Here is a 20,059-nt window from a genome sequence, read left to right on the forward strand (position 1 = left end):
ACAGAATCGGCACACGCCCACAGGGAGCGATCCGCTTGAACGTCCGTGGCCCCAGACCCCCAGCCTGGAAAACCCTCCTGGCCCTGCTCAGCCTGTCGCTCAGTGCCCTGCTCTGGGTGAACGCCCTGCTGCAGAGTCTGGAGGAGCCCACGGTGGTGGGGGCGCTGGACCGGCGGCAGCTGGAGCTCACCGCCCTGGCCGCTCCGGCCGTCCCGGCAAGGCTGCGCGAGTTGCTCACCGGCGCCGAGCCCCTGGAGGCCTTGCGGGACTCCCTCGCCGAGCAGCTGGCCGACAGCGACGGACCCGGCCAGCCGGAGGAGCTGCTGCAGCTGGCACTGCTGCAGAGCCAGGCCGGGGAGTCTGCAGGCGCCGCCCAGCTCTGGCGGCGCCTGCAGCAGCAGATCCCACCCGAGCAACGGGCTTTGGTGGGCGCCCTGGAGCGGGCGGAACCGCTCGCCCCGGAGCTGCTGCAGACCCTGCAACAGCCCTGGTTGCTCAGCCCCTTGAACGAACGCCTGGTGTGTGAGCGCCTGAGCGCGGCACCGGGCCCCTGTGGCGGCGGGAGCGAAGCCCGCCGTGCTCTGTGGCGTTTGCTCGGGGTGAGCTGGGTGCCCGGGGTGCTGCTGCTGGTGGGCCTCGGGCTGCTGTTGCGGCAGGCCTGGATCCGGATCCGGGGGCTGGCCCCCAGCCCTCCCCCGCTGCAGGGTCCCCCCCTCGATCTGGTGGATGTGACCCTGCTGATCGCCGGGGGCTTCGTGCTACTCGGCGAGCTCAGCGTGCCCCTACTGCTGGCCCCGGCGGTGCAGGCGCTGCTTCGCCCACTGGCCCAGGAGCCGGCCCTGCAGCAGGGGTTGCAGGTGCTGCTGCTCTACCTGGCCCTGATGGCCGCCCCCCTGGCGATCCTCTGGGGCCAGCTGCGCACCAGCCCCGCCGCCGCCCCCGCCGCCGGATGGCTGCAATGGCGCTGGACGCCGCTGGGCACCAGCGTGCAGCTCGCCCTCCAGCAGGTGCTGATGTTGCTGCCCGCCGTGGCCCTGGTGGGCTGGCTCACCAGCCAGCTGTTCGGCAATCAGGGGGGCAGCAACCCACTGCTGGAGCTGGTGCTGACCACCGATCAGCCGCTGGCGCTCGGCTGTTTCGCCCTCACCGCCGTGGTGCTGGCGCCCCTGTTCGAGGAGACCCTCTTCCGCGGGGTGCTGCTGCCGGTGCTGGGCCAGCGCTGGGGGGGGAGCACGGCCGTGGTGGTGAGTGCCGGGGTGTTCGCTGCGGCCCATCTCAGCCTGAATGAACTGGCACCGCTGCTGGTGCTCGGCCTGGGTCTGGGCTGGCTGCGCCTGCAGGGTGGACGGCTGGGGAGCTGCACCCTGGTGCATGCCCTGTGGAACGGCTTCACCTTCACCAATCTGTTGTTGCTGGCGGGGTGAGGTCGCCGGGACGGGCCCGCCAGCCTTGCTGGGGAGACGGCGGGATGGTTCACTTGCGCAGTGTTCCGCTGCATCCGTGGTCGCCTCCTTCACGCCTTGGCAGGCCCCGCCACAGCGGCATCCCGATGGGCCTGCCGACCGATTGCCCGAGGCCAGTGCCCGTCGCCGCACCGATCCCAGGCGGCAGCGCCTCTCCGGCACGCCTCCCCTCACCCTGATCCACGGCTCCCTCTCGGCCCAGACCGTGGCCCGCCAGGCCCCCTGGCTGGCCGGGCTTCACCGGGTGGCGGACGGCACCCTGGTGGGACTGGGCGTGTGCATGCTCGGCCTCAGCGCCCTGACCCTGCACTGGCAGAACCACTGGGGCAAGAGCTTCCAGGCCCTGGAGGCGGCCCAGGTGCTGGAGCACCGGATGCAGGAATCGGCGGCTCTGCTCGAACAGCACCACCTGACGGCCGTGGGCAAGCCCGGCCGGCTCGTGCCCACCAGCAGCCATCAGCTGATCTACCTGGCCACACCGAAGACGGACCGGAAGCCCGCCCTGCCCCCCCTGCTCAACCAGATCAGGCTCCAGAACGTGCCGGCGGGCTACTGACCCCGCCCGGCCCGACCCCCCTGCCCGCCCCACCACCGTCCAGCGGCTCGGATCCCCCCCCCTCCTCCTCGCCCGGTCGCCCCTCGATGGCCCAGCCCGCTGCCCCGCACCGACCACCTCGCCCCTCCGCCACCCGGCCGGGGCGGCCGCAGCGGTCGGGCCGGGTGGTGGCGATGCAGCCGCTGCCCGCCCACAGGCTGCTGCTTGTGTACGGGCTGCTGAGCGCCAGCCTGCTGGGCCTGGCCGCCCGCCTGGCCTGGTTGCAGGTGATCGACAGCCCCAACCTCCAGAGCCGGGCCCGGGCCATCCAGACCCAGTCGGTGGCGCCGATCGGCAAGCGGCGCACGATCGTGGACCGCAATGGCCGCCTGGTGGCGCTCGACGAGGAGCGCTTCACGCTGTGGGCCCACCCCCGCTACTTCAATTTCCCCGGGGACGATCCCCAGAAGGTGCGCCGCCCCGATGAGGTGGCGGAGCGCCTGGCCGCGGTGCTGGCCCAGCCCAAGCAGGTGCTGCAGGCCACCATGGGCGAGCGGCGCAGCGGCGTGAAGCTGCAGACCGACATCGACCCTGAGACCGCCAAACGCCTGCGCCAGCTCAACATCAGCGGCCTCGACCTGGAGCCCTACCCCCAGCGGGTCTACCCCCAGGGCAGCCTCTTCGCCAATGTGGTGGGCTTCCTCAACCTGGAGCGGGTGCCGCAGGCCGGGCTGGAACAGAGCCGGGACAGCGACCTGAAACGGCACGAAACCACCCTGCGGATGCGCCGCGGCGCCGATGGCACTCCCCTGCCCGAGGGCATCGCCGCCGGATCCCTCTACGGCGACGACCTGCGCCTGCAGCTCACCCTCGACGCCCGCCTGCAGCAGGTGGCCCAGAAGGCCCTGGCCGACCAGGTGAAGAAGTGGAAGGCCAAACGGGCCGCCGCCCTGGTGATGGACGCGCGCAACGGCGAGATGCTCGCTCTGGCCTCGGTGCCCACCTACGACCCGAACCGGTTCTGGAGCTTCCAGCCCGGGCTGTTCCGCGAATGGTCGGTGCAGGACCTCTACGAACCCGGGTCCACCTTCAAGCCGATCAACCTGGCCCTCGCGCTGCAGGAAAAGGCGATCCAGCCCGACGGCAAGGTGTACGACAACGGCTCCCTCAGCATCGGGGGCTGGCCGATCTTCAACCACGACCGCCAGGGCAACGGCCTGATCGACTTTCCCACCGTGCTGCAGGCCTCCAGCAACGTGGCGATGGTGAAGGCCATGGGCCAGGTGAAGCGGGAGCGCTTCTGGAAGTGGCTGCACACGATCGGCATCGACCAGCGCCCCGACACCGACCTGCCCGGGGCGGTGGCCGGCGAACTCAAGGACCGCAAGACCTTCATCAGCCATCCGATCGAACCGGCGGTGGCGGCCTTCGGCCAGGGGTTCTCGCTCACCCCGCTCAAGCTGCTGCAGCTCCACGCCATGCTGGCCAACGGCGGCCGCCTGGTGAGCCCCCACATCACCCGTGGGCTGCGCTCCGGCGATGCGCTGGCGCCGACCCCCGGCGGCGGCGGGCTGCAGGTGCTCGATCCCAAGGTGACCCGGGTCGTGATGGGCTGGATGGAGAGCGTGGTGGCCAACAGCAAGAGTCTGGGCATCCAGATCCCCGGCTACCGCATCGGCGGCAAGACCGGCACGGCCCAGAAGGCCGAGCGCGGTGTGTACATCCCCGGCGCCCTGATCACCAGCTTCGTGGGCCATCTGCCGATCGACGACCCGCGCTACGTGGTGCTGGTGGTGGTGGATGAACCCAAGGGCGGCAACACCTACGGCTCCACGGTGGCGGCCCCGGTGGCCCGCAAGATCATCGACGCGCTGGTGGTGCTCGAGAAGCTGCCGCCCTCCGATCCCGGAGCCGTGACCACCACCGCGCTGAAGGGGGCCGCTGGAGCCCAGAGGGACTGACATCAGCTCTGTGGCCATTCACGCAACGAGCCCATCACGGAACAGGGCAGGACAGCCGATCTGGCTAGCGTGCGGACATTCCAGGGATCATCGCCGGCCATGGCCAACCTGCTTGACCAACTGTCCGCCATGACCGTGGTGGTGGCCGACACCGGCGACATCGAGGCCATCCAGCAGTTCACCCCCCGCGATGCCACCACCAACCCCTCGCTGATCCTGGCGGCCGCCCAGATCCCCACCTACCAGGAGCTGATCGACCGATCCCTGCGGGAATCGCGCGAGGCGATCGGCGCTGACGCCGGAGCGGATGCCGTGGTGCGGGAAGCCCTCGACGAGATCTGCGTGACCTTCGGCAAGGAGATCCTCAAGATCGTGCCCGGGCGGGTCTCCACCGAGGTGGACGCCCGGCTCAGCTACGACACCGCGGCCACGATCGCCAAGGCCCGCCGGCTGATCGAGCTCTATGCGCAGGCAGGGATCGGCAAGGAGCGGGTGCTGATCAAGGTGGCGTCCACCTGGGAGGGCATCCGCGCCGCCGAGGCCCTGGAGAAGGAGGGCATCCACTGCAACCTCACCCTGCTGTTCTCCTTCGCCCAGGCCGTGGCCTGCGCCGAGGCGGGCGTCACCCTGATCTCCCCCTTCGTGGGGCGCATCCTGGACTGGTACAAGAAGAGCACCGGCCGCGAGGGCTATCCCGGCCCCGAAGACCCCGGCGTGATCTCCGTGACCGAGATCTTCAACTACTACAAGACCTACGGCTACAAGACCGAGGTGATGGGGGCGAGCTTCCGCAACACCGACGAGATCATCGAACTGGCGGGCTGCGACCTGCTCACCATCTCCCCGGCGCTGCTGGCCCAGCTGCGCGGAACCCAGGGAACCCTTGACCGCAAGCTCAACGCCTTCGATCCAGCCCCCACCCAGCCCCAGATCCACCTCGATGAGGCCCGCTTCCGGGCCATGATGGAAGAGGATCCCATGGCCACCGAAAAGCTGGACGAGGGGATCCGGGGCTTCTGCAAGGCCATCGAGACCCTCGAGGCCCAGCTCGCCCACCGCCTCGCCGAACTGGAGGGCGGCGCTGCCTTCGGCCATGCGGTGCATGAGATCTTCCTGCTCAACGACCTCGACGGCGACGGCTGCATCACCCGCGAGGAATGGCTGGGCAGCGATGCGGTCTTCGATGCCCTCGACACCGACAACGACGGACGGCTGGCTCCGGAGGACGTGCGCGGCGGTCTTGGTGCCGCCCTGGCCCTGGCGGCCAGCCGCTGATCCACCGCCGTGAACGCCCTCCAGACAATGCAGGCCCTCGCCAGCACCGGCGAAGTGATCACGGTGGAGCCCGGAACGCTGATCTTCAGCTCCGGCGAGCCGGGCGACTGCATGTTCGGCCTGCTGGAGGGGCGGGTCGAGCTGAGCTGGAACGGCGACCAGGGCCACGAACAGATCAACGCCGGCGATGTGTTCGGCGCCGGAGCCCTGGTCACCAGCGAGCACCGCCGCTACGGCAATGCCCGCGCCCTCACCCCCTGCAGGCTGCTGGTGATGAACCGCGAGAAGTTCCTGTTCGCCGTGCAGGAGTCGCCGATGTTCGCGATCGAACTGCTGGGGTCGATCGACATGCGGCTGCGCCAGCTGAAGGACTGCACCCGCATCTGAGCCCGGCGGGGCCGGGATTGGCCGCCGATCAGCTGCGCTGCAGCAGCAGCCGCCTGATCACCCGCTGGGCGATGTCGCCATAGCCCAGCTCCCCGGAGAGGATCTGGGCGATCCGGCGCGGGGCCGTGGGGCGCTTGATGCCGAGCTGATAGCCCACCCGCGGCACCCGGTAGAACACCTGGGCGATCCGCCGCCCCCAGGCCATCGAATCGCCCCACACCCGCCGCATCACGGCCGAGTAAGCCGCCAGGGCCTCAGGCTCGCCGCCCAGCCAGCGATCCACCGCCGCGGCCGCCTCGCAACCGCTCAGCAGCGCCGGCCGCAGGCCTTCGGCCAGGAAGGGATCACACAGCGAGGCCGCGTCCCCGGCCACCACCAGGCCGGCCCCGTGCAGCGGGTAATGGCCATTCCAGAGCCGCAGCCGCCCGCGGGTGCGCACCCCCGCATCAGCGGAGAACCCCAGGCTGGGCAGCAGCTCGGCAAGCACGGCATTCTCCTCGAGGCCGTCGCGGCCCACGAAGCTGCCCAGGCCGATGCTGTAGCCGCCCTGGCGGGGAAAGGCCCAGCAGAAGCCGTGGCGCACCAGGCCGAAGTCGAACCGGGCCGCGGCAGGATCCAGCACGGGCCCCTCCAGCTCCACCGACACGGTGGCGGCGAAGCGGGGCTGGCGCGGACCCAGCCCCAGCGGGGCCGCCAGGCGGGAGCCGGAGCCATCGGCCAGCACCACGGCTTGCGCCTGCAGCGCGAGCCGGGCGCCCCCGGGCTCCCTGACCTGGACAGACCAGCCGCCGGGGGTGGTCTCGAGGCCCTCCACGGCCATGCCACAGGCCAGCCGGGCCCCGACGCCCTGGGCCTGCTCGATCAGATAGGCATCGAGCCGGGACCGCCGCACGATCCAGAACGGAGCCTCCCCCGGCAGTTCCGCCAGCACGGGATCGCCCAGGGCCCAGCTGAACCGCACCCGCTCGATCACCGTGTCCACCGCCGGGCGCAGATCGAAGGGGAACCAGCGCTGCACCGAGGCGGCCATGCCCCCGCCGCAGGGCTTGGTCCTGGGGAAGGTGGCACTGTCGAGCACCAGCACATCGCGGCCCAGCCGGGCGAGGTGAAAGGCGGCGGCGGCACCGGCGGCGCCGGCTCCCACCACGATCACCTCGGGCCTGCAGCCCGCCAGGGAACTCACGGCGATCCGCTCACACCTTGAGGATCTCGGCTTCCTTCTCCTTCAGGTGCTTCTCCAGCTCCTCGATGAACTTGTCCGTGAGCTTCTGCACCTTCTCCTGCTCGTCGTGGCTCTGGTCCTCGGACAGCTCGCCGTCCTTCTCCAGCTTCTTGATGCGGTCGATGCCGTCACGGCGGTTGTTGCGCAGGGCCACCTTGCCCTCCTCCGCATACTTCGCGGCGATCTTGCAGAGCTCCTTGCGGCGGTCCTCGGTGAGGGGGGGAATGTTGATGCGGATCACCCTGCCGTCGTTGTTGCAGGTGAGGCCCAGGTCACTCATGGCAATCGCCTTTTCGATCAGGCCCATGGCACTGGTGTCGAACGGCTGGATCTGGATGGTCTGGGAATCCGGCGTGGAGAGGCTGGCGAGCGACCTGAGGGGGGTTTCGGCGCCGTAGTACTCCACCGAGATCTTGTCGAGCAGGGAGGGATTGGCCCGGCCGGTCCGGATGGTGTTGAAGTTGCGCAGGGCGGCGTCCACCGATTTGCGCATGCTGGCTTCGAGGTCCATGGCGATGGCTTGGGGGCTGATGCGGGAAGTCTGGGGGAGAGGGGGTGGGGCTCAGGCGGGGTGGATGCGGGTGCCGATCGCTTCACCCGCCACGGCGCGGCCGATGTTGCCGGCACCGAAGAGATCAAACACCACGATGGGGATGGCGTTGTCCTTGCAGAGGGCGATGGCGGCCGCATCCATCACCTCCAGCTCACCGCTGAGCACCTCGAGGAACGAGAGGCTCTCGTAGCGGCGGGCATCGGCATGCTTGGCCGGGTCCTTGTCGTACACCCCATCCACCTTGGTGGCCTTGAACACCACATCGGCGCCGATCTCGGCGGCCCGCAGGGCGGCGGTGGTGTCGGTGGTGAAGAAGGGATTGCCGGTGCCGGCCGCGAAGATCACCACCCGCCCCTTCTCCATGTGGCGGATGGCCTTGCGGCGGATGTAGGGCTCCGCCACCTCCTGCATGGAGATGGCGCTCTGCACCCGGGTGGGCACGCCGGCCCTCTCCAGACCGTCCTGCAGGGTGATGGCGTTCATCACGGTGGCCAGCATGCCCACGTAGTCGGCGGTGGCGCGGTCCATGCCGGCGGCGCTGCCCTTGAGGCCGCGGAAGATGTTGCCGCCGCCCACCACGATCGCCAGCTGGGTGCCGTCGGCCACGCAGGCCGCCACGTCGGCGGCGATCGCCTGCACGATCGCCGGATCGATGCCGTAGCCCTGCTCTCCCATCAGCGCCTCGCCGCTGAGCTTGAGGAGCACGCGCTGATAACCCATCGGCACCACGGATTTGCCGCACCGTAGCAATGGCATGGAAGGGAGTCGTGCCCTGGCCGTCTGGCTTGTCGCGGCCCCGGCGGGGCGCTTCACTGGCGATGACGCCCCGCCGAGGCTGACGCCCCATGGCCGCCGATCCCACCCCATCCACGGTGCGCTCCTGCGGGGTGATGGCCCGCCTCACCCTCTCGGCCCTGGAGCGGGCGAGCGGCGACGCCGGCATCTGGCGGGAGCCCGCCGTGCATCACGCCCTGCTGATCAGCGGCCTCTCGGTGCTGATCAGCGGGCTGGCCCAGCTCCAGGACGACCTGGGCTGAGCGGCGGCAGGGCTCAGTACTCGATCCCGGCCTGGGCCTTCACCCCCTGCTCCCGGAACGGATGGCGCACCAGGGTCATCTCGGTGACCAGGTCGGCCCGCTCCAGCAGGCCGGCGGGAGCGCCGCGGCCCGTGAGGGCCACGTGGGTGAGGGGCGGCCGCAGGGCCAGGCCCTCCAGCACCTGCTCGAGCTCCAGGTAGCCGAGCTTGAGGGCCACGTTCACCTCATCGAGCACCACGAGCTGGCGGCTGCCATCGGCGAGGTAGGCGCGGGAGCGCTCCCAGGCCAGCTGCACCAGGGCCCGGTCGCGCTCCCGGTCCTGGGTTTCCCAGGTGAAGCCCTCACCGAGGGCATGCCAGTGCAACGCCTCGCCGAACACCTCCAGCGCCCGGGCCTCGCCGGGTTGCCAGCCCCCCTTGATGAACTGCACCACCGCCACCTGGCCGCCATGGCCGAGGGTGCGCAGCACCAGGCCCAGGGCGGCGGTGGTCTTGCCCTTGCCGTTGCCGGTGAACACGAGCACCAGGCCCTTCTCCAGGCTGCGCTCCCCCACCCGCTGCTGCTGCACCTCCTTGCGCCGGGCCATGCGGCGCCGGTAGGCCTCCTCATCCCGTTCCGGGGCCAGGGCGCCACCCGGTCCCAGCTCCTGGGCGATCTGGTCGAGGGAGGTGTCGCTCATGGGGCGCTCAGACCGGCGGATCAGCAGCATCCTGACCGGTTCAGGCCACCTGCCGGGCGGGGGAGCCGGGCCCCGTGCCACGGGCCAGGGCCGCATCCACCGCCTGCTGCTGATCCCGGCGGGTGATCCAGTGGTGATACGTGCGGGTGTGGATCGCCACCGAGTGCCCCATCATCCGGGCCGCCACCGTGTCGGGCAGGCCGATGTGGATGGTGCGCACCGCCCAGGCGTGGCGCAGGTCGTAGGGGGTGATCGGCAGGCCGTAGCGGCGGAACTGCTCCGCCACCCGGCGGCCCACCTGCTGCAGGGTGGTGCGCCGCAGATCCGTGCAGACCTGCGGCAGCACCTCCGCGCCATGGCCAAGGCGTTCGAGGCCGAACTGCTCCACCCAGTGGGGCTGGAACGGCCACACCTGGTGCTCGCCGGTCTTGCTGGTGGGCAGCACCCGGATCACCCGGTCACCGCCGGGCCCGAGCGGTGACAGGTCGCTGAAGAACGCCTCGTGGTTGCGCAGGCCGTAGCAGGCGATCAATCCGTAGACCAGGCGCCAGGCCGGATTCGGCACCTGCTCCACCAGCGCGAGGATCTGGCCGTCGCTCGGCAGCTGGCGGAAGCGGGCCACGTGAAGGCCATAGCCGGCTGCTCTCTGGGTCCAGTCGGAGGGCAGGGCGACATCCGCCTGACGCGCCAGCGCCGCCAGCGCCGTGCCGCACTGCTGGCGGCTGCGGCTTCCCGGTGCGTAGCTCTCCAGGGTCCGGAGGAGCAGGGCCTCGTCCGGCGGCTGCCCACCCGCCAGGGCGCGCAGCCGCCGGAGGTACGGCCTGTAGGCGGCGGTCCAGGTGGTGCGGCTGCCGGCCGGATTGCGGCGGCGGCGTGGATCGCGGAAGAAGGCCTGCTCGAAGGCCGTGATAACGCCATCAAGGCCGGTGGTGGGCGCAGACCGGGGCTCGGCCGGGGGGTCCGCAGCGGTGGTGCGGCTCCAGCTGGACCACGTAAAGGCCTCGAGTTCCAGCTGGCGTTGCACTTCGCGCAGGCAACGCAGGGCCTCAGCCACCCCATCGGCCGTTGCCGGCAGGGCCAGGCTGAGCCTCTGCACCCGCCACCGGCCGCCCCCGGCGCGGCAGGGGAGGGGCCCGCGCAGGCCGATGCGGCCGCCGCGGCGCTCAAGCCGCAGATTCAGACCGGCCACGGCGAGGCGGGCATTGTGCTGGCCGATCAGCCCATCCACCGCCGCCACGGTTCCGGCATCCGGGCGGGCCGGCGGCAGCGCGTCGGGAACGGCGGAACGGGAGGAGATGGCCGAAGTCCGAATCGGCCAGACCCTATCGATCCCCACAGGACACGGCTAGCCCCAGGCCTGCAGCGTTACGCTCACGGCCATGACGGCGAAGGGAACCGAGAGCATGGCCAAAGTGGGCGTGCTGCTGCTGAACCTCGGGGGCCCCGAGCGGATCCAGGATGTCGGCCCTTTTCTGTACAACCTGTTCTCCGATCCGGAGATCATCCGGCTGCCCAACCCGGCCCTGCAGAAGCCCCTGGCCTGGCTGATCAGCAGCCTACGGGCCGGCAAATCCCAGGAGGCCTACCGCTCGATCGGCGGAGGTTCACCGCTGCGCCGCATCACCGAACAGCAGGCCCGGGAACTGCAGAGCACCCTGCGCCAGCGGGGCATCGATGCCACCAGCTACGTGGCGATGCGCTACTGGCATCCCTTCACCGAATCCGCCGTGGCGGACATCAAGGCCGACGGGGTGGATGAGGTGGTGGTGCTCCCCCTCTACCCCCACTTCTCGATCAGCACCAGCGGCTCCAGCTTCCGGGAACTGCAGCGCCTGCGCCAGGCCGACCCCGCCTTCCGGCGGCTGCCGATCCGCTGCATCCGCAGCTACTACGACGACCCCGGCTACATCGCGGCGATGGCCGAACTGATCGCCCGGGAGATCCAGGCCTGCCCGGACCCCAGCCAGGCCCACGTGTTCTTCAGCGCCCACGGCGTGCCCAAGAGCTACGTGGAGGAGGCGGGCGACCCCTACCAGCAGGAGATCGAGGCCTGCGCCGGCCTGATCATGCAGAAGCTGGAGGCCGACCTTGGCCATACCAATCCGTTCACCCTCGCCTACCAGAGCCGTGTGGGGCCGGTGGAGTGGCTGCGGCCCTACACCGACGAAGCCCTCCACGACCTGGGGGAGCAGGGGGTGAAGGATCTGGTGGTGGTGCCGATCAGCTTCGTGAGCGAACACATCGAGACCCTGGAGGAGATCGACATCGAGTACCGGGAGATCGCCACCGAAGCGGGCATCACCAACTTCCGCCGCGTTCCTGCCCTCGACACCAGTGCGTCGTTCATCTCCGGCCTGGCCAACCTCGTGCAGCACGCCCTGGAAGGACCCGAGGTGAACCTGGACCAGGCGGCGTCCTTGCCCACCAAGGTGAAGCTCTACCCGCAGGACAAGTGGGCGTGGGGCTGGAACAACAGCTCCGAGGTGTGGAACGGCCGTCTGGCCATGGTGGGGTTCTCGGCGTTCCTGCTGGAGCTCCTGAGTGGACGGGGCCCGTTGCATGCGCTGGGCCTGCTGTGACCCGATGGGCCCCGCCATCCGCCTGGCGCTGATCGGCCTGGTTCTGGGCACCAGCCTGGCCCCTGCCCAGCCCGCACGGGCCAACAGCTGGAGGCTCGGGGCCTTTCCAGTGGCCAGCTTCGCCGGCTACACCAGCGCCTTCGGCATGCGCGTGCATCCCCTCCGCGGCGATGTCCGTCCCCACTACGGCCTGGACATCGCCGCCCCGCTCGGCTCCCCGATCCGCAGCTGGTGGTCGGGAGTGGTGCAGGAAGTGATCAACGATGGCGGCTGCGGCGTGGGCCTCGTGATCCGCTCCGGCGGCTACGAACACATCTATTGCCACCTGGGTGGCATCGGCCAGGGCGGGCTTTACCGCAGCGGCGACGTGCAGCTGCGGGTGGGGCAGGCGGTGCGCACCGGCCAGGTGATCGCCCACGTGGGGCTGAGCGGCAGCACCACCGGCCCCCATCTGCACTGGGGCCTGCGCCACGGGGGGCGGTGGATCGATCCGGCCAAGGTGCTGCGGGCGATGGCGCGGGCCAGGCGGGCCCCAAAAGCAGCACCACGGCCTAGGGTTGCTGGTGTTCGATAGAAGGCCCGCGTGGCAGGCCTGCTGCAGCCGTGACGCTTACGCCCCTCACTCCTGCGGTCCAGTCCGCGACGACGACGGTCCCCGCCGGGGAGGCCCCGGAGTCGCCGGGCGGCACCGCCGGGCAGCCCGCTGATCAACCCACTGGGCCGCTCACAGAGCAGCCCCTGCGGGTGTCCGGCGGCTACGCCCTGATGGACGCCCTGCACCGCCACGGGGTGACCCACATCTTCGGCTACCCCGGCGGGGCGATCCTGCCGATCTACGACGAGCTCCACAAGGCCGAGAGCCGCGGCTGGCTCAAGCACATCCTGGTGCGCCACGAGCAGGGCGGCACCCACGCGGCCGACGCCTATGCCCGGGCCACGGGCCGGGTGGGCGTGTGCTTCGGCACCTCGGGCCCCGGGGCCACCAACCTGGTGACGGGCATCGCCACCGCCCATATGGATTCGGTGCCGATGGTGGTGATCACGGGCCAGGTGCCCCGGGCGGCGATCGGCACCGACGCCTTCCAGGAAACGGACATCTTCGGCATCACCCTGCCGATCGTGAAGCACTCCTGGGTGGTGCGCGACCCCCGCGACATCGGCCGCATCGTGGCGGAGGCCTTCGTGATCGCCGCCACGGGCCGTCCCGGCCCCGTGCTGATCGACGTGCCCAAGGACGTGGGCATCGAGCAGTTCGACTACGTGCCGGTGGAGCCCGGCAGTGCCATCCCCGCCGGCTTCCGCCTCCCCCCCCAGCCCGACCCCGACCGGATTCAGGCCGCCCTGCAGCTGATCCGCCAGGCCCGCCGGCCCCTGCTCTACGTGGGAGGGGGAGCGATCAGCAGCGGCGCCCATGGGCAGGTGCGGCAGCTGGCGGAACTGTTCCAGATCCCGGTCACCACCACCCTGATGGGCAAGGGGGCCTTCGATGAGACCCACCCCCTGGCCGTGGGCATGCTGGGCATGCACGGCACCGCCTACGCCAACTTCGCCGTCACCGAGTGCGATCTGCTGATCGCCACCGGGGCCCGCTTCGACGACCGCGTCACCGGCCGGCTCGATAGCTTCGCGCCCCGGGCCCAGGTGGTGCACATCGACATCGATGCCGCCGAGGTGGGCAAGACCCGCATCCCGGATGTGGCCGTGGTGAGCGATGTGCGCCTGGCCCTCGACGCCCTGCTCAACGCCGCCCAGGCCGCAGCGGCCGGCCAGGACGGTGGCCTGCCGCAGGGCCGCACCGCCCCCTGGCTGGAGCGGATCGCCAGCTGGAAGCGCCATTACCCGCTCGTCATTCCCACCCCTGAGGGCGAGATCGCGCCCCAGGAGGTGGTGATCGCCCTGCAGGAGCTGGCCCCCAAGGCCTACTACACCACCGATGTGGGCCAGCACCAGATGTGGGCGGCCCAGTACCTGCACAACGCTCCCCGCCACTGGATCAGCAGTGCCGGGCTGGGCACCATGGGCTTCGGCCTGCCGGCGGCCATGGGGGTGCAGACGGCCTTCCCCGACGAGCAGGTGATCTGCGTGGCCGGCGATGCCTCGATCCTGATGAACATCCAGGAGCTGGGCACCCTGGCCCAGTACGGGCTGCCGGTGAAGGTGGTGGTGCTGAACAACGGCTGGCAGGGCATGGTGCGCCAGTGGCAGGAGAGCTTCTACGAGGAGCGCTACTCCGCCTCCGAGATGACCGGCGGCATGCCCGATTTCGAGGCCCTGGCCGAGGCCTTCGGCGTGCGGGGCATGCTGATCACCGAGCGGTCGCGGCTGCGGGAGCAACTGGCCGAAGCCCTCGCCCACCCCGGGCCCGTCTTCATCGATGTGAAGGTGCGCCGCAACGAGAACTGCTACCCGATGGTGCCCCCGGGCGCCAGCAACGCCCAGATGGTGGGCCTGCCCTCCCACCCCGAACTCGCCATCGACACCACCCGGCAATGCAACAGCTGCGGCTCCAGCACGGCCAGCGACCACCGCTTCTGCCCCAGCTGCGGCGCCAAGCTCTGAAGCCGCTCACGCCGCTCCTGCGCAGGGGCCTGGGGGTGATCCTGGCCCTGGCCCTGGCTGCCACCGCCCTGGTCAGCCAGGCTGGGGCCGCCGCGGCCGCCGAGGTGCTGCAGGTGCGGGGCAGCGGGCAGCTGCAGATCGGCGACGGCAACCGCAGCTACACGGTGGGGCTGGCCTGCATCCAGATCACGCCGGAGCAGCGCCCGGAGGCCGTGGCCTGGCTGCGCCAGGCGCTGCCGCGCCGCAGCAAGGTGAACCTGCGCCCCTTCGGCAGCGAGGCCGGCACCCTGATGGCCCGGGTCACCCGCCTGCCGCGGGAGCGCGCCGGGAGCGACGCCCTGGATCTGGGCCAGGGCCTGCTGGAGGCCGGCCTGGCGGAGCGGGCCACGGGCGCCGGCGCCATGGGGTGCCCGGAGCTGGGATGAGCCTGAACCGCACCGCCAAGGGCATCGTTCTGGTGCCTTCCCTGCTGCTGGGAGGGGCCTTCCTGGCGGCCGCGCTCTGGGGGGAAGGTGCCGCCGAGGGCAACCGGTCCCTGGCCGCGGGCCTGGGCAGCGCCCTGATGGCCGCGGGACTGCTGGCCCAGCTGCTGCCGGAGCCGGAGCCCGAGGAGGACAGGAGGGACTGAAGCCCGCCTGGTGCTGCCGCCCCGAAGCGCGTCCGGGCCGCTCAGCCTGCAGCACGGGATCAGGTCAGGCCTGCCGGCCTGGCCAGGCTCCCCGCCCTATTTCTTGCTGTCCACGGCTTTGGAGTACTCGCTGAGCACCTCATCGACAAACTTCTTGTCGGCGGCACCCAGACGGTTGTAACAACCCTGACGCACCCGCCCCACCACCTGGATGATCGTGCCATTGGCAATCTGCTCCGGCTGCAACTTGCCGGCATTGGCCACCTGCCCGCCGTAGCGATTGGTCACCACGTAGGTGATCGCCTTGGCATTGGAGAGCACCGCCTTCTCCACAGGGATCTTCGACTCCACCACCAGCTCACAGACGTTCACGGCCGCGGCCAGGGCCATGTCGTTCATCAGCTCCATGGAGGCCGGCTTGGCAGCGGCCGCCTGGGCGAGGGCAGGCCGGCCCATGCCAGGGAGGCTGCCGGCGCTGATCGCCAGGGCGGAGGCAAGCGCTGAGACAGCGGCGCTGGTGGCGACGACGGAGACCCGAGCCTTGGCGGTGAGGCAGGCCTGAAGGGAGCGGAACACGAAAACCGTGGGTGGTGCGGTTGGACTGGAACCACTGTGGCACCCAGGACCCGGCACACCCAGTCTTTCGGCCCATTCACAGTCGGAGCGCAGAGTGTCCATCGTGGCCAGATTCAGGGAAGCTGCCGCTGGCCATGGCCTCCCCTGACGCGCTGGTGCTGCCCCTGGCGGCGGTGGACCTGCAGGCCCTGCCGCAGGTGGGCGGCAAGAACGCCTCCCTCGGCGAGATGATCCAGGCCCTGGCCGCCGCCGGGGTGCAGGTGCCGGGGGGCTTTGCGGCCACCGCCAGCGCCTACCGCCATTTCCTGGCCGCCAACGCCCTCGAGGCGCCGCTGCACGGGATCCTCGACGGGCTGGATGCGGGCGACCTGGCGGCCCTGCAGGCCGCCGGCGCCGCGGCCCGCTCCCTGCTGCTGGCGGCCCCCCTGCCGCGGGATCTCGAGGAGGCCCTGCTGGCCAGCTACCGCCAGCTCAGTCCGCCGGTGCCGGCGGGGCAATGCCCCGAACCGATCGCGGTGGCCGTGCGCTCCAGTGCCACCGCCGAAGACCTGCCCGACGCCTCCTTCGCCGGCCAGCAGGAGACCTACCTCAACGTGCGGGGCGAAGGGGCCCTGCTGGCCGCCTGCCGCCGCTGCTACGCCTCCCTGTTCACCGACCGGGCCATCTCCTACCGCCAGATCAACGGCTACGACCACTTCGAGGTGGCCCTCTCGATCGGGGTGCAGCGGATGGTGCGCTCGGATCTGGCGGCGTCGGGGGTGATGTTCAGCATCGACACCGAAACCGGCTTCCGCGATGCCGTGCTGCTCACGGCCGCCTACGGGCTCGGGGAAACCGTGGTGCAGGGGTCGGTGAATCCCGATGAATACCTGATCTTCAAGCCCACCCTGGAGCAGGGCTACGCGCCGATCGTGCAGCGGCGCTGCGGCAGCAAGGCGATCCGCATGGTCTACGCCGACGCCGCGGCCCCGACCGGGGACGGAGCGGTGAGCTGGGCCCATGAACCGGGCCAGGCGAGCACCCGCACCCTGTCCGTGCCGGCGGAGGAGCGGCGCCGCTTCGCCATCAGCGACGCCGAGGCCCTGCAGCTGGCCCGCTGGGCCTGCGCCATCGAGCGGCACTACAGCCAGCGGCGGGGCACGCCCACGCCGATGGACATCGAGTGGGCCAAGGACGGCAACACCGGCGAGCTGTTCATCCTCCAGGCCCGGCCCGAAACGGTGGAGTCGCGGCGCAGCGGCACCGTGCTGCGGCGCTGGTCGCTGGCTGCCCACAACGCCGAGCTGCTGGCCCGGGGAAGGGCGATCGGGGCCTCGGTGAGCAGCGGCCCGGCGCGGCTGATCCGGGATCCCGGCGAGATCCAGCGCTTCCGCCAGGGCGACCTGCTGGTGACCGAGCGCACCGACCCCGACTGGGAGCCGATCCTCAAGCGGGCCAGCGGCGTGATCACCAACCAGGGCGGCCGCACCTGCCACGCCGCGATCATCGCCCGTGAGATGGGGATCACGGCGATCGTGGGCACGGGCGACGCCACCCAGCGGATCCCCGATGGCACGCTGATCACGGCCAGCTGCTGCGAGGGGGACGAGGGCAAGGTGTACCGCGGAGCCGTGCCGTTCACGGTGGAGGAGCAGGACCTGGGCAACCTGCCCCCCACCCGCACCCGGATCCTGATGAACGTGGGCAACCCGGAGGAGGCCTTCAAGCTGGCGGCCATCCCCTGCGACGGCGTGGGCCTGGCCCGGCTGGAGTTCATCATCGCCAACCACATCAAGGTGCACCCGCTGGCCCTGCTGCAACCCGAGCGGGTGACCGAGGCGGCCGAACGGCAGGCGATCGCCGAGCTCACGGCCGGCTACGGGCAGCCCACCGACTACTACGTGGACCTGCTGGCCCAGGGCATGGGCCGGATCGCCGCCGCCTTCCACCCCCGGCCTGTGATCCTGCGCTTCTCCGATTTCAAGAGCAACGAGTACGCCCGCCTGCTGGGGGGCGGGGTGTTCGAGCCCAGGGAGGAGAACCCGATGCTGGGCTGGCGCGGTGCCTCCCGCTACTACGCCCCGGCCTTCCGCGAGGCCTTCGCTCTCGAGTGCCAGGCGCTGCGGCGGGTGCGGGAGGTGATGGGCCTGGACAACGTGATCCCGATGGTGCCGTTCTGCCGCACCCCGGAGGAGGGCGACCGGGTGCTTGCGGAAATGGCCCGCCATGGGCTCGAGCGCGGCCGCAACGGCCTGGAGGTGTACGTGATGTGCGAGCTGCCCAGCAACGTGATCGCCGCCGAGGCCTTCGCCGAGCGCTTCGATGGCTTCTCGATCGGCTCCAACGACCTCACCCAGCTGACATTGGGCCTGGATCGCGATTCCGCCCTGGTGGCCGACCTCTTCGATGAGCGGCAGGCGGCGGTGAAGACCATGATCCAGATGGCGATCCGCACCGCCCGCCGCTGCGGCCGCAAGATCGGCATCTGCGGCCAGGCCCCCAGCGACCACCCGGACTTCTCCGCCTTCCTCGTGGCCGAGGGGATCGACTCGATCAGCCTCAATCCCGACGCCGTGCTGCAGACGCGCCTCTCGGTGGCGGCCATCGAAACGGAGCTCGGTGGCGGCGCCGGCGGGCCGGGAAGGTCAGAGGCCGGGAGCTGAAGGCCGCTCCCCGGGAGCCGGGGGGGGACCCTCCAGATGCACCCGCAGCGGCGGCGCCTGCACCAGGTGGAAGGTGGAGGAGGCGATCTGCACCCGGTCGCCAGAAGCCTCGAAGGCCTCCAGGATGCGCTGGTAGAGATGGTCCTTGGTGGAGCGGCGGCTCTTCACATCCACCACGTAGCGGAGGGTGAACTCCATCCAGTTGTCGGTGAGCACCAGGGTCACTTGGGGTTCCACGCCGGCGTTCTCGAGCAGATACTTCTGCAGCATCTGGCGCCAGGCCGAGCGCACCGTGGCCGTGAACTGCTCGGTGGCGATCTCGGCACCGATCTCCTCGAGGATGCGGCGGGCCAGGCGGTGGTCGCCGCCGTAGGTCACCGGGATGCGCAGCTCGTCCCAGAGGAAGGGGAAGTCGCCGGAGTAGTTGAACACCGGCGACTTGAACACGAAGCTGTTGGCGATGCGCACGATGCGGCCGCTGTAGAGATCGGAGTTCACCCACTCCCCCAGCTCCATCAAGGTGGTGCGCAGGATGCCGATGTCGATCACATCGCCCTTGATCCCGCCGAGCTGCACCCGGTCCCCCGGGGCGTAGAAGCCACCGAAGGAGATGGCGATCCAGCCCGCCACGCTGCCGATCACCTCCTGGAGGGCGAAGGCGATGCCGGCGCCGGCGACGCCGATCGCCACCGTGAGACCGCCGAGGCGGTCCTTGAAGATGACGGTGATGCCCACCAGGGCCAGGAAATAGCCGCTCAGGGCCACCAGCTTGCGGGCGTAGTAGCGCGTGTCGTTGTCGCGCAGGTAGCGGGTGAGGGAGGCCTGGCTGATCCGGATCAGCAGGGTGACCGCCAGCAGCACCAGGCCCGCCGCCATGAACTTGGCCAGCAGCGGATCACTGGTCCAGGCGGGGGCCGTGGCGGGGGAAGGGGAAGCGGCCATGGGAGGGGGGTCGCCGGATGTCAGCCGGATCCGGCGAGCTGGTAGGGCTCACCGGGCACCGGGTCGATGAGGCGATGGGGGCCCGCCCCGGCCGACAGGAGCGCCGCCTCCTCGGCACTGCCCTGCTGCCACAGGGCCCGGGTGAGCAGCCCTTCGAAGCGCCCATCCCCACCGGCGGTGCTGGCCAGCACGGTGGCGGGCCTGAAGCGCTCCAGCAGCGACGGCAGCACCTGCCGGCCCCGCACGAACGCACCGGCCAGGGGCAGGCCCAGGTCCACCACGGGGGTGATCACCGCATCCAGCGGCTCGGCGGGGAGGCTGGGGTCGAGAAAGCCGTGGGGCTCGAGATAGAGGCTGCCGGCCGGGTGGTCGAGGCGGTAGCCGTTCTCCACCTGGGGCACGGGGGCGCCGGCGGTAGCCCGGATCCGCAGATCGCCCAGGCTGTGGCTGTCACCCGGTGCCAGGGCCGTGACGTGACGGAACCCCAGCTCGCCCACGCGGCGGGCCGCCGTCGGTGAAGCCACCACCGGCAGGTGCCGATCCAGCAGCGCCAGGCTGGGGGGATGGCAGTGGTCGGCCAGGCCCTGGGTGAGCAGCAGCAGGTCCAGCCCTTCCGGAACGGGCCAGGGGCGGGGCAGCTGGCCCCGGAAGAACCAGGGGCCGGGGGGAAACTCCAGGGCGCCGGTGAGCCACGGATCCACCAGCACCCTCAGCTGGTCGAACTGCAGCAGCCAGCCGTTCGCTCCGTAGTAGGTGGCCTGCAAGCCGAGCGGCATGGGGAGAGCGAAATGGGGGGGAACCGGGCGGGGAACTCTGCGGGCAGCTGGATCGGACCACACCCGTCCAGACCCTAGAGCGGTTGCAGACGCAGCGGCCGCGCGGTGGGCACCACGATGGCGCCCAGATGCCACAGCTGCACGGCATGGGCCCCGCAGCGCAGCACCGACAGCACCGCGAGGGCGACGCAGAGGGGGCAGTGGGCGAGTCCCATGGCGACGAGGCGGGTGACGGAGACAGGTGG

At 70.8% G+C, this 20,059-nt stretch carries 21 protein-coding genes; 12 read left to right on the forward strand and 9 right to left on the reverse strand.

Features of this window, described 5'->3' with window-relative positions:
• The first annotated feature begins 35 nt into the window (after positions 1 to 35).
• From CBM981_RS03745 to CBM981_RS03765, 5 genes are all read left to right on the forward strand, one after another.
• Positions 36 to 1,424, forward strand: a complete 1,389-nt coding sequence (locus CBM981_RS03745) for a CPBP family intramembrane glutamic endopeptidase (protein WP_087067323.1) — start codon at positions 36 to 38, stop codon at positions 1,422 to 1,424.
• Positions 1,425 to 1,500: 76 nt separating this feature from the next.
• Positions 1,501 to 2,019, forward strand: coding sequence for a hypothetical protein (locus CBM981_RS03750; protein ID WP_087067324.1), 519 nt, complete (start codon positions 1,501 to 1,503; stop codon positions 2,017 to 2,019).
• A gap of 86 nt (positions 2,020 to 2,105) precedes the next feature.
• A complete protein-coding gene (locus tag CBM981_RS03755) occupies positions 2,106 to 3,959 on the forward strand; it encodes a penicillin-binding protein 2 (RefSeq protein ID WP_087067325.1) in 1,854 nt (617 codons plus the stop codon).
• A gap of 99 nt (positions 3,960 to 4,058) precedes the next feature.
• Positions 4,059 to 5,234 (forward strand): transaldolase, encoded by a 1,176-nt coding sequence (locus CBM981_RS03760; RefSeq protein ID WP_087067326.1) that lies wholly within the window; start codon positions 4,059 to 4,061, stop codon positions 5,232 to 5,234.
• Between the two features lie 9 nt (positions 5,235 to 5,243).
• The gene (locus tag CBM981_RS03765; RefSeq protein WP_087067327.1) at positions 5,244 to 5,621 is read left to right on the forward strand and encodes a Crp/Fnr family transcriptional regulator; all 378 of its coding nucleotides are present in this window, start codon (positions 5,244 to 5,246) and stop codon (positions 5,619 to 5,621) included.
• 28 nt (positions 5,622 to 5,649) lie between these two features.
• On the opposite strand, the gene CBM981_RS03770 is transcribed toward CBM981_RS03765, so the two are convergent.
• Genes CBM981_RS03770 through pyrH form a run of 3 tightly spaced genes read right to left on the reverse strand, consistent with a single transcriptional unit; the run spans position 5,650 to position 8,116 of the window.
• A complete protein-coding gene (locus CBM981_RS03770; protein WP_087067328.1) occupies positions 5,650 to 6,804 on the reverse strand; it encodes an NAD(P)/FAD-dependent oxidoreductase in 1,155 nt (384 codons plus the stop codon).
• A gap of 10 nt (positions 6,805 to 6,814) precedes the next feature.
• Positions 6,815 to 7,354, reverse strand: a complete 540-nt coding sequence (gene frr / locus CBM981_RS03775; protein ID WP_087067329.1) for a ribosome recycling factor — start codon at positions 7,352 to 7,354, stop codon at positions 6,815 to 6,817.
• Between the two features lie 51 nt (positions 7,355 to 7,405).
• Positions 7,406 to 8,116 (reverse strand): UMP kinase, encoded by a 711-nt coding sequence (pyrH, locus tag CBM981_RS03780; protein ID WP_087067330.1) that lies wholly within the window; start codon positions 8,114 to 8,116, stop codon positions 7,406 to 7,408.
• A 125-nt stretch (positions 8,117 to 8,241) separates the two neighbouring features.
• On the opposite strand from pyrH, the gene CBM981_RS03785 reads away from it, so the two are divergent.
• Positions 8,242 to 8,433, forward strand: coding sequence for a hypothetical protein (locus CBM981_RS03785; protein WP_087067331.1), 192 nt, complete (start codon positions 8,242 to 8,244; stop codon positions 8,431 to 8,433).
• 13 nt (positions 8,434 to 8,446) lie between these two features.
• On the opposite strand, the gene cobO is transcribed toward CBM981_RS03785, so the two are convergent.
• Positions 8,447 to 9,112: a cob(I)yrinic acid a,c-diamide adenosyltransferase gene (gene cobO / locus CBM981_RS03790; protein ID WP_087069173.1), complete on the reverse strand. Its 666-nt coding sequence runs from the start codon at positions 9,110 to 9,112 to the stop codon at positions 8,447 to 8,449.
• Positions 9,113 to 9,152: 40 nt separating this feature from the next.
• Positions 9,153 to 10,328 (reverse strand): site-specific integrase, encoded by a 1,176-nt coding sequence (locus tag CBM981_RS03795; RefSeq protein WP_087069174.1) that lies wholly within the window; start codon positions 10,326 to 10,328, stop codon positions 9,153 to 9,155.
• A 187-nt stretch (positions 10,329 to 10,515) separates the two neighbouring features.
• On the opposite strand from CBM981_RS03795, the gene hemH reads away from it, so the two are divergent.
• The 5 genes from hemH to CBM981_RS03820 all read left to right on the forward strand — a co-directional run bounded on the left by hemH (position 10,516) and on the right by CBM981_RS03820 (position 14,878).
• A complete protein-coding gene (gene hemH / locus CBM981_RS03800; RefSeq protein WP_087069175.1) occupies positions 10,516 to 11,691 on the forward strand; it encodes a ferrochelatase in 1,176 nt (391 codons plus the stop codon).
• A gap of 4 nt (positions 11,692 to 11,695) precedes the next feature.
• On the forward strand, positions 11,696 to 12,265 hold the full coding sequence (locus tag CBM981_RS03805) for a M23 family metallopeptidase (RefSeq protein WP_172820803.1): 570 nt from the start codon (positions 11,696 to 11,698) through the stop codon (positions 12,263 to 12,265).
• A 191-nt stretch (positions 12,266 to 12,456) separates the two neighbouring features.
• Entirely contained in the window at positions 12,457 to 14,250 is a 1,794-nt protein-coding gene (ilvB, locus tag CBM981_RS03810) for a biosynthetic-type acetolactate synthase large subunit (protein ID WP_369801684.1), read from the forward strand.
• Positions 14,251 to 14,285: 35 nt separating this feature from the next.
• On the forward strand, positions 14,286 to 14,675 hold the full coding sequence (locus tag CBM981_RS03815) for a hypothetical protein (protein WP_172820804.1): 390 nt from the start codon (positions 14,286 to 14,288) through the stop codon (positions 14,673 to 14,675).
• The gene (locus CBM981_RS03820) at positions 14,672 to 14,878 is read left to right on the forward strand and encodes a GIVxVP protein (protein WP_087067332.1); all 207 of its coding nucleotides are present in this window, start codon (positions 14,672 to 14,674) and stop codon (positions 14,876 to 14,878) included. The genes CBM981_RS03815 and CBM981_RS03820 overlap by 4 nt, the downstream gene beginning before the upstream one ends.
• Before the next feature lie 96 nt (positions 14,879 to 14,974).
• Here CBM981_RS03820 and CBM981_RS03825 read toward each other — a convergent pair whose 3' ends face one another.
• The gene (locus CBM981_RS03825; protein ID WP_087067333.1) at positions 14,975 to 15,454 is read right to left on the reverse strand and encodes a hypothetical protein; all 480 of its coding nucleotides are present in this window, start codon (positions 15,452 to 15,454) and stop codon (positions 14,975 to 14,977) included.
• 134 nt (positions 15,455 to 15,588) lie between these two features.
• On the opposite strand from CBM981_RS03825, the gene ppsA reads away from it, so the two are divergent.
• On the forward strand, positions 15,589 to 18,096 hold the full coding sequence (gene ppsA, locus CBM981_RS03830) for a phosphoenolpyruvate synthase (protein ID WP_087067334.1): 2,508 nt from the start codon (positions 15,589 to 15,591) through the stop codon (positions 18,094 to 18,096).
• Here ppsA and CBM981_RS03835 read toward each other — a convergent pair.
• From CBM981_RS03835 to CBM981_RS15575, 3 genes are all read right to left on the reverse strand, one after another.
• A complete protein-coding gene (locus CBM981_RS03835; protein ID WP_087067335.1) occupies positions 18,079 to 19,038 on the reverse strand; it encodes a mechanosensitive ion channel family protein in 960 nt (319 codons plus the stop codon). The genes ppsA and CBM981_RS03835 overlap by 18 nt on opposite strands.
• Positions 19,039 to 19,058: 20 nt before the next feature.
• Entirely contained in the window at positions 19,059 to 19,814 is a 756-nt protein-coding gene (locus tag CBM981_RS03840; protein ID WP_087067336.1) for an MBL fold metallo-hydrolase, read from the reverse strand.
• 74 nt (positions 19,815 to 19,888) lie between these two features.
• Positions 19,889 to 20,029, reverse strand: a complete 141-nt coding sequence (locus CBM981_RS15575) for a hypothetical protein (protein WP_172820805.1) — start codon at positions 20,027 to 20,029, stop codon at positions 19,889 to 19,891.
• Between the last annotated feature and the right edge of the window lie 30 nt (positions 20,030 to 20,059).

Origin of the sequence: Cyanobium sp. NIES-981 (assembly GCF_900088535.1) — a bacterium.
Classification (GTDB): Bacteria; Cyanobacteriota; Cyanobacteriia; order PCC-6307; family Cyanobiaceae; genus NIES-981.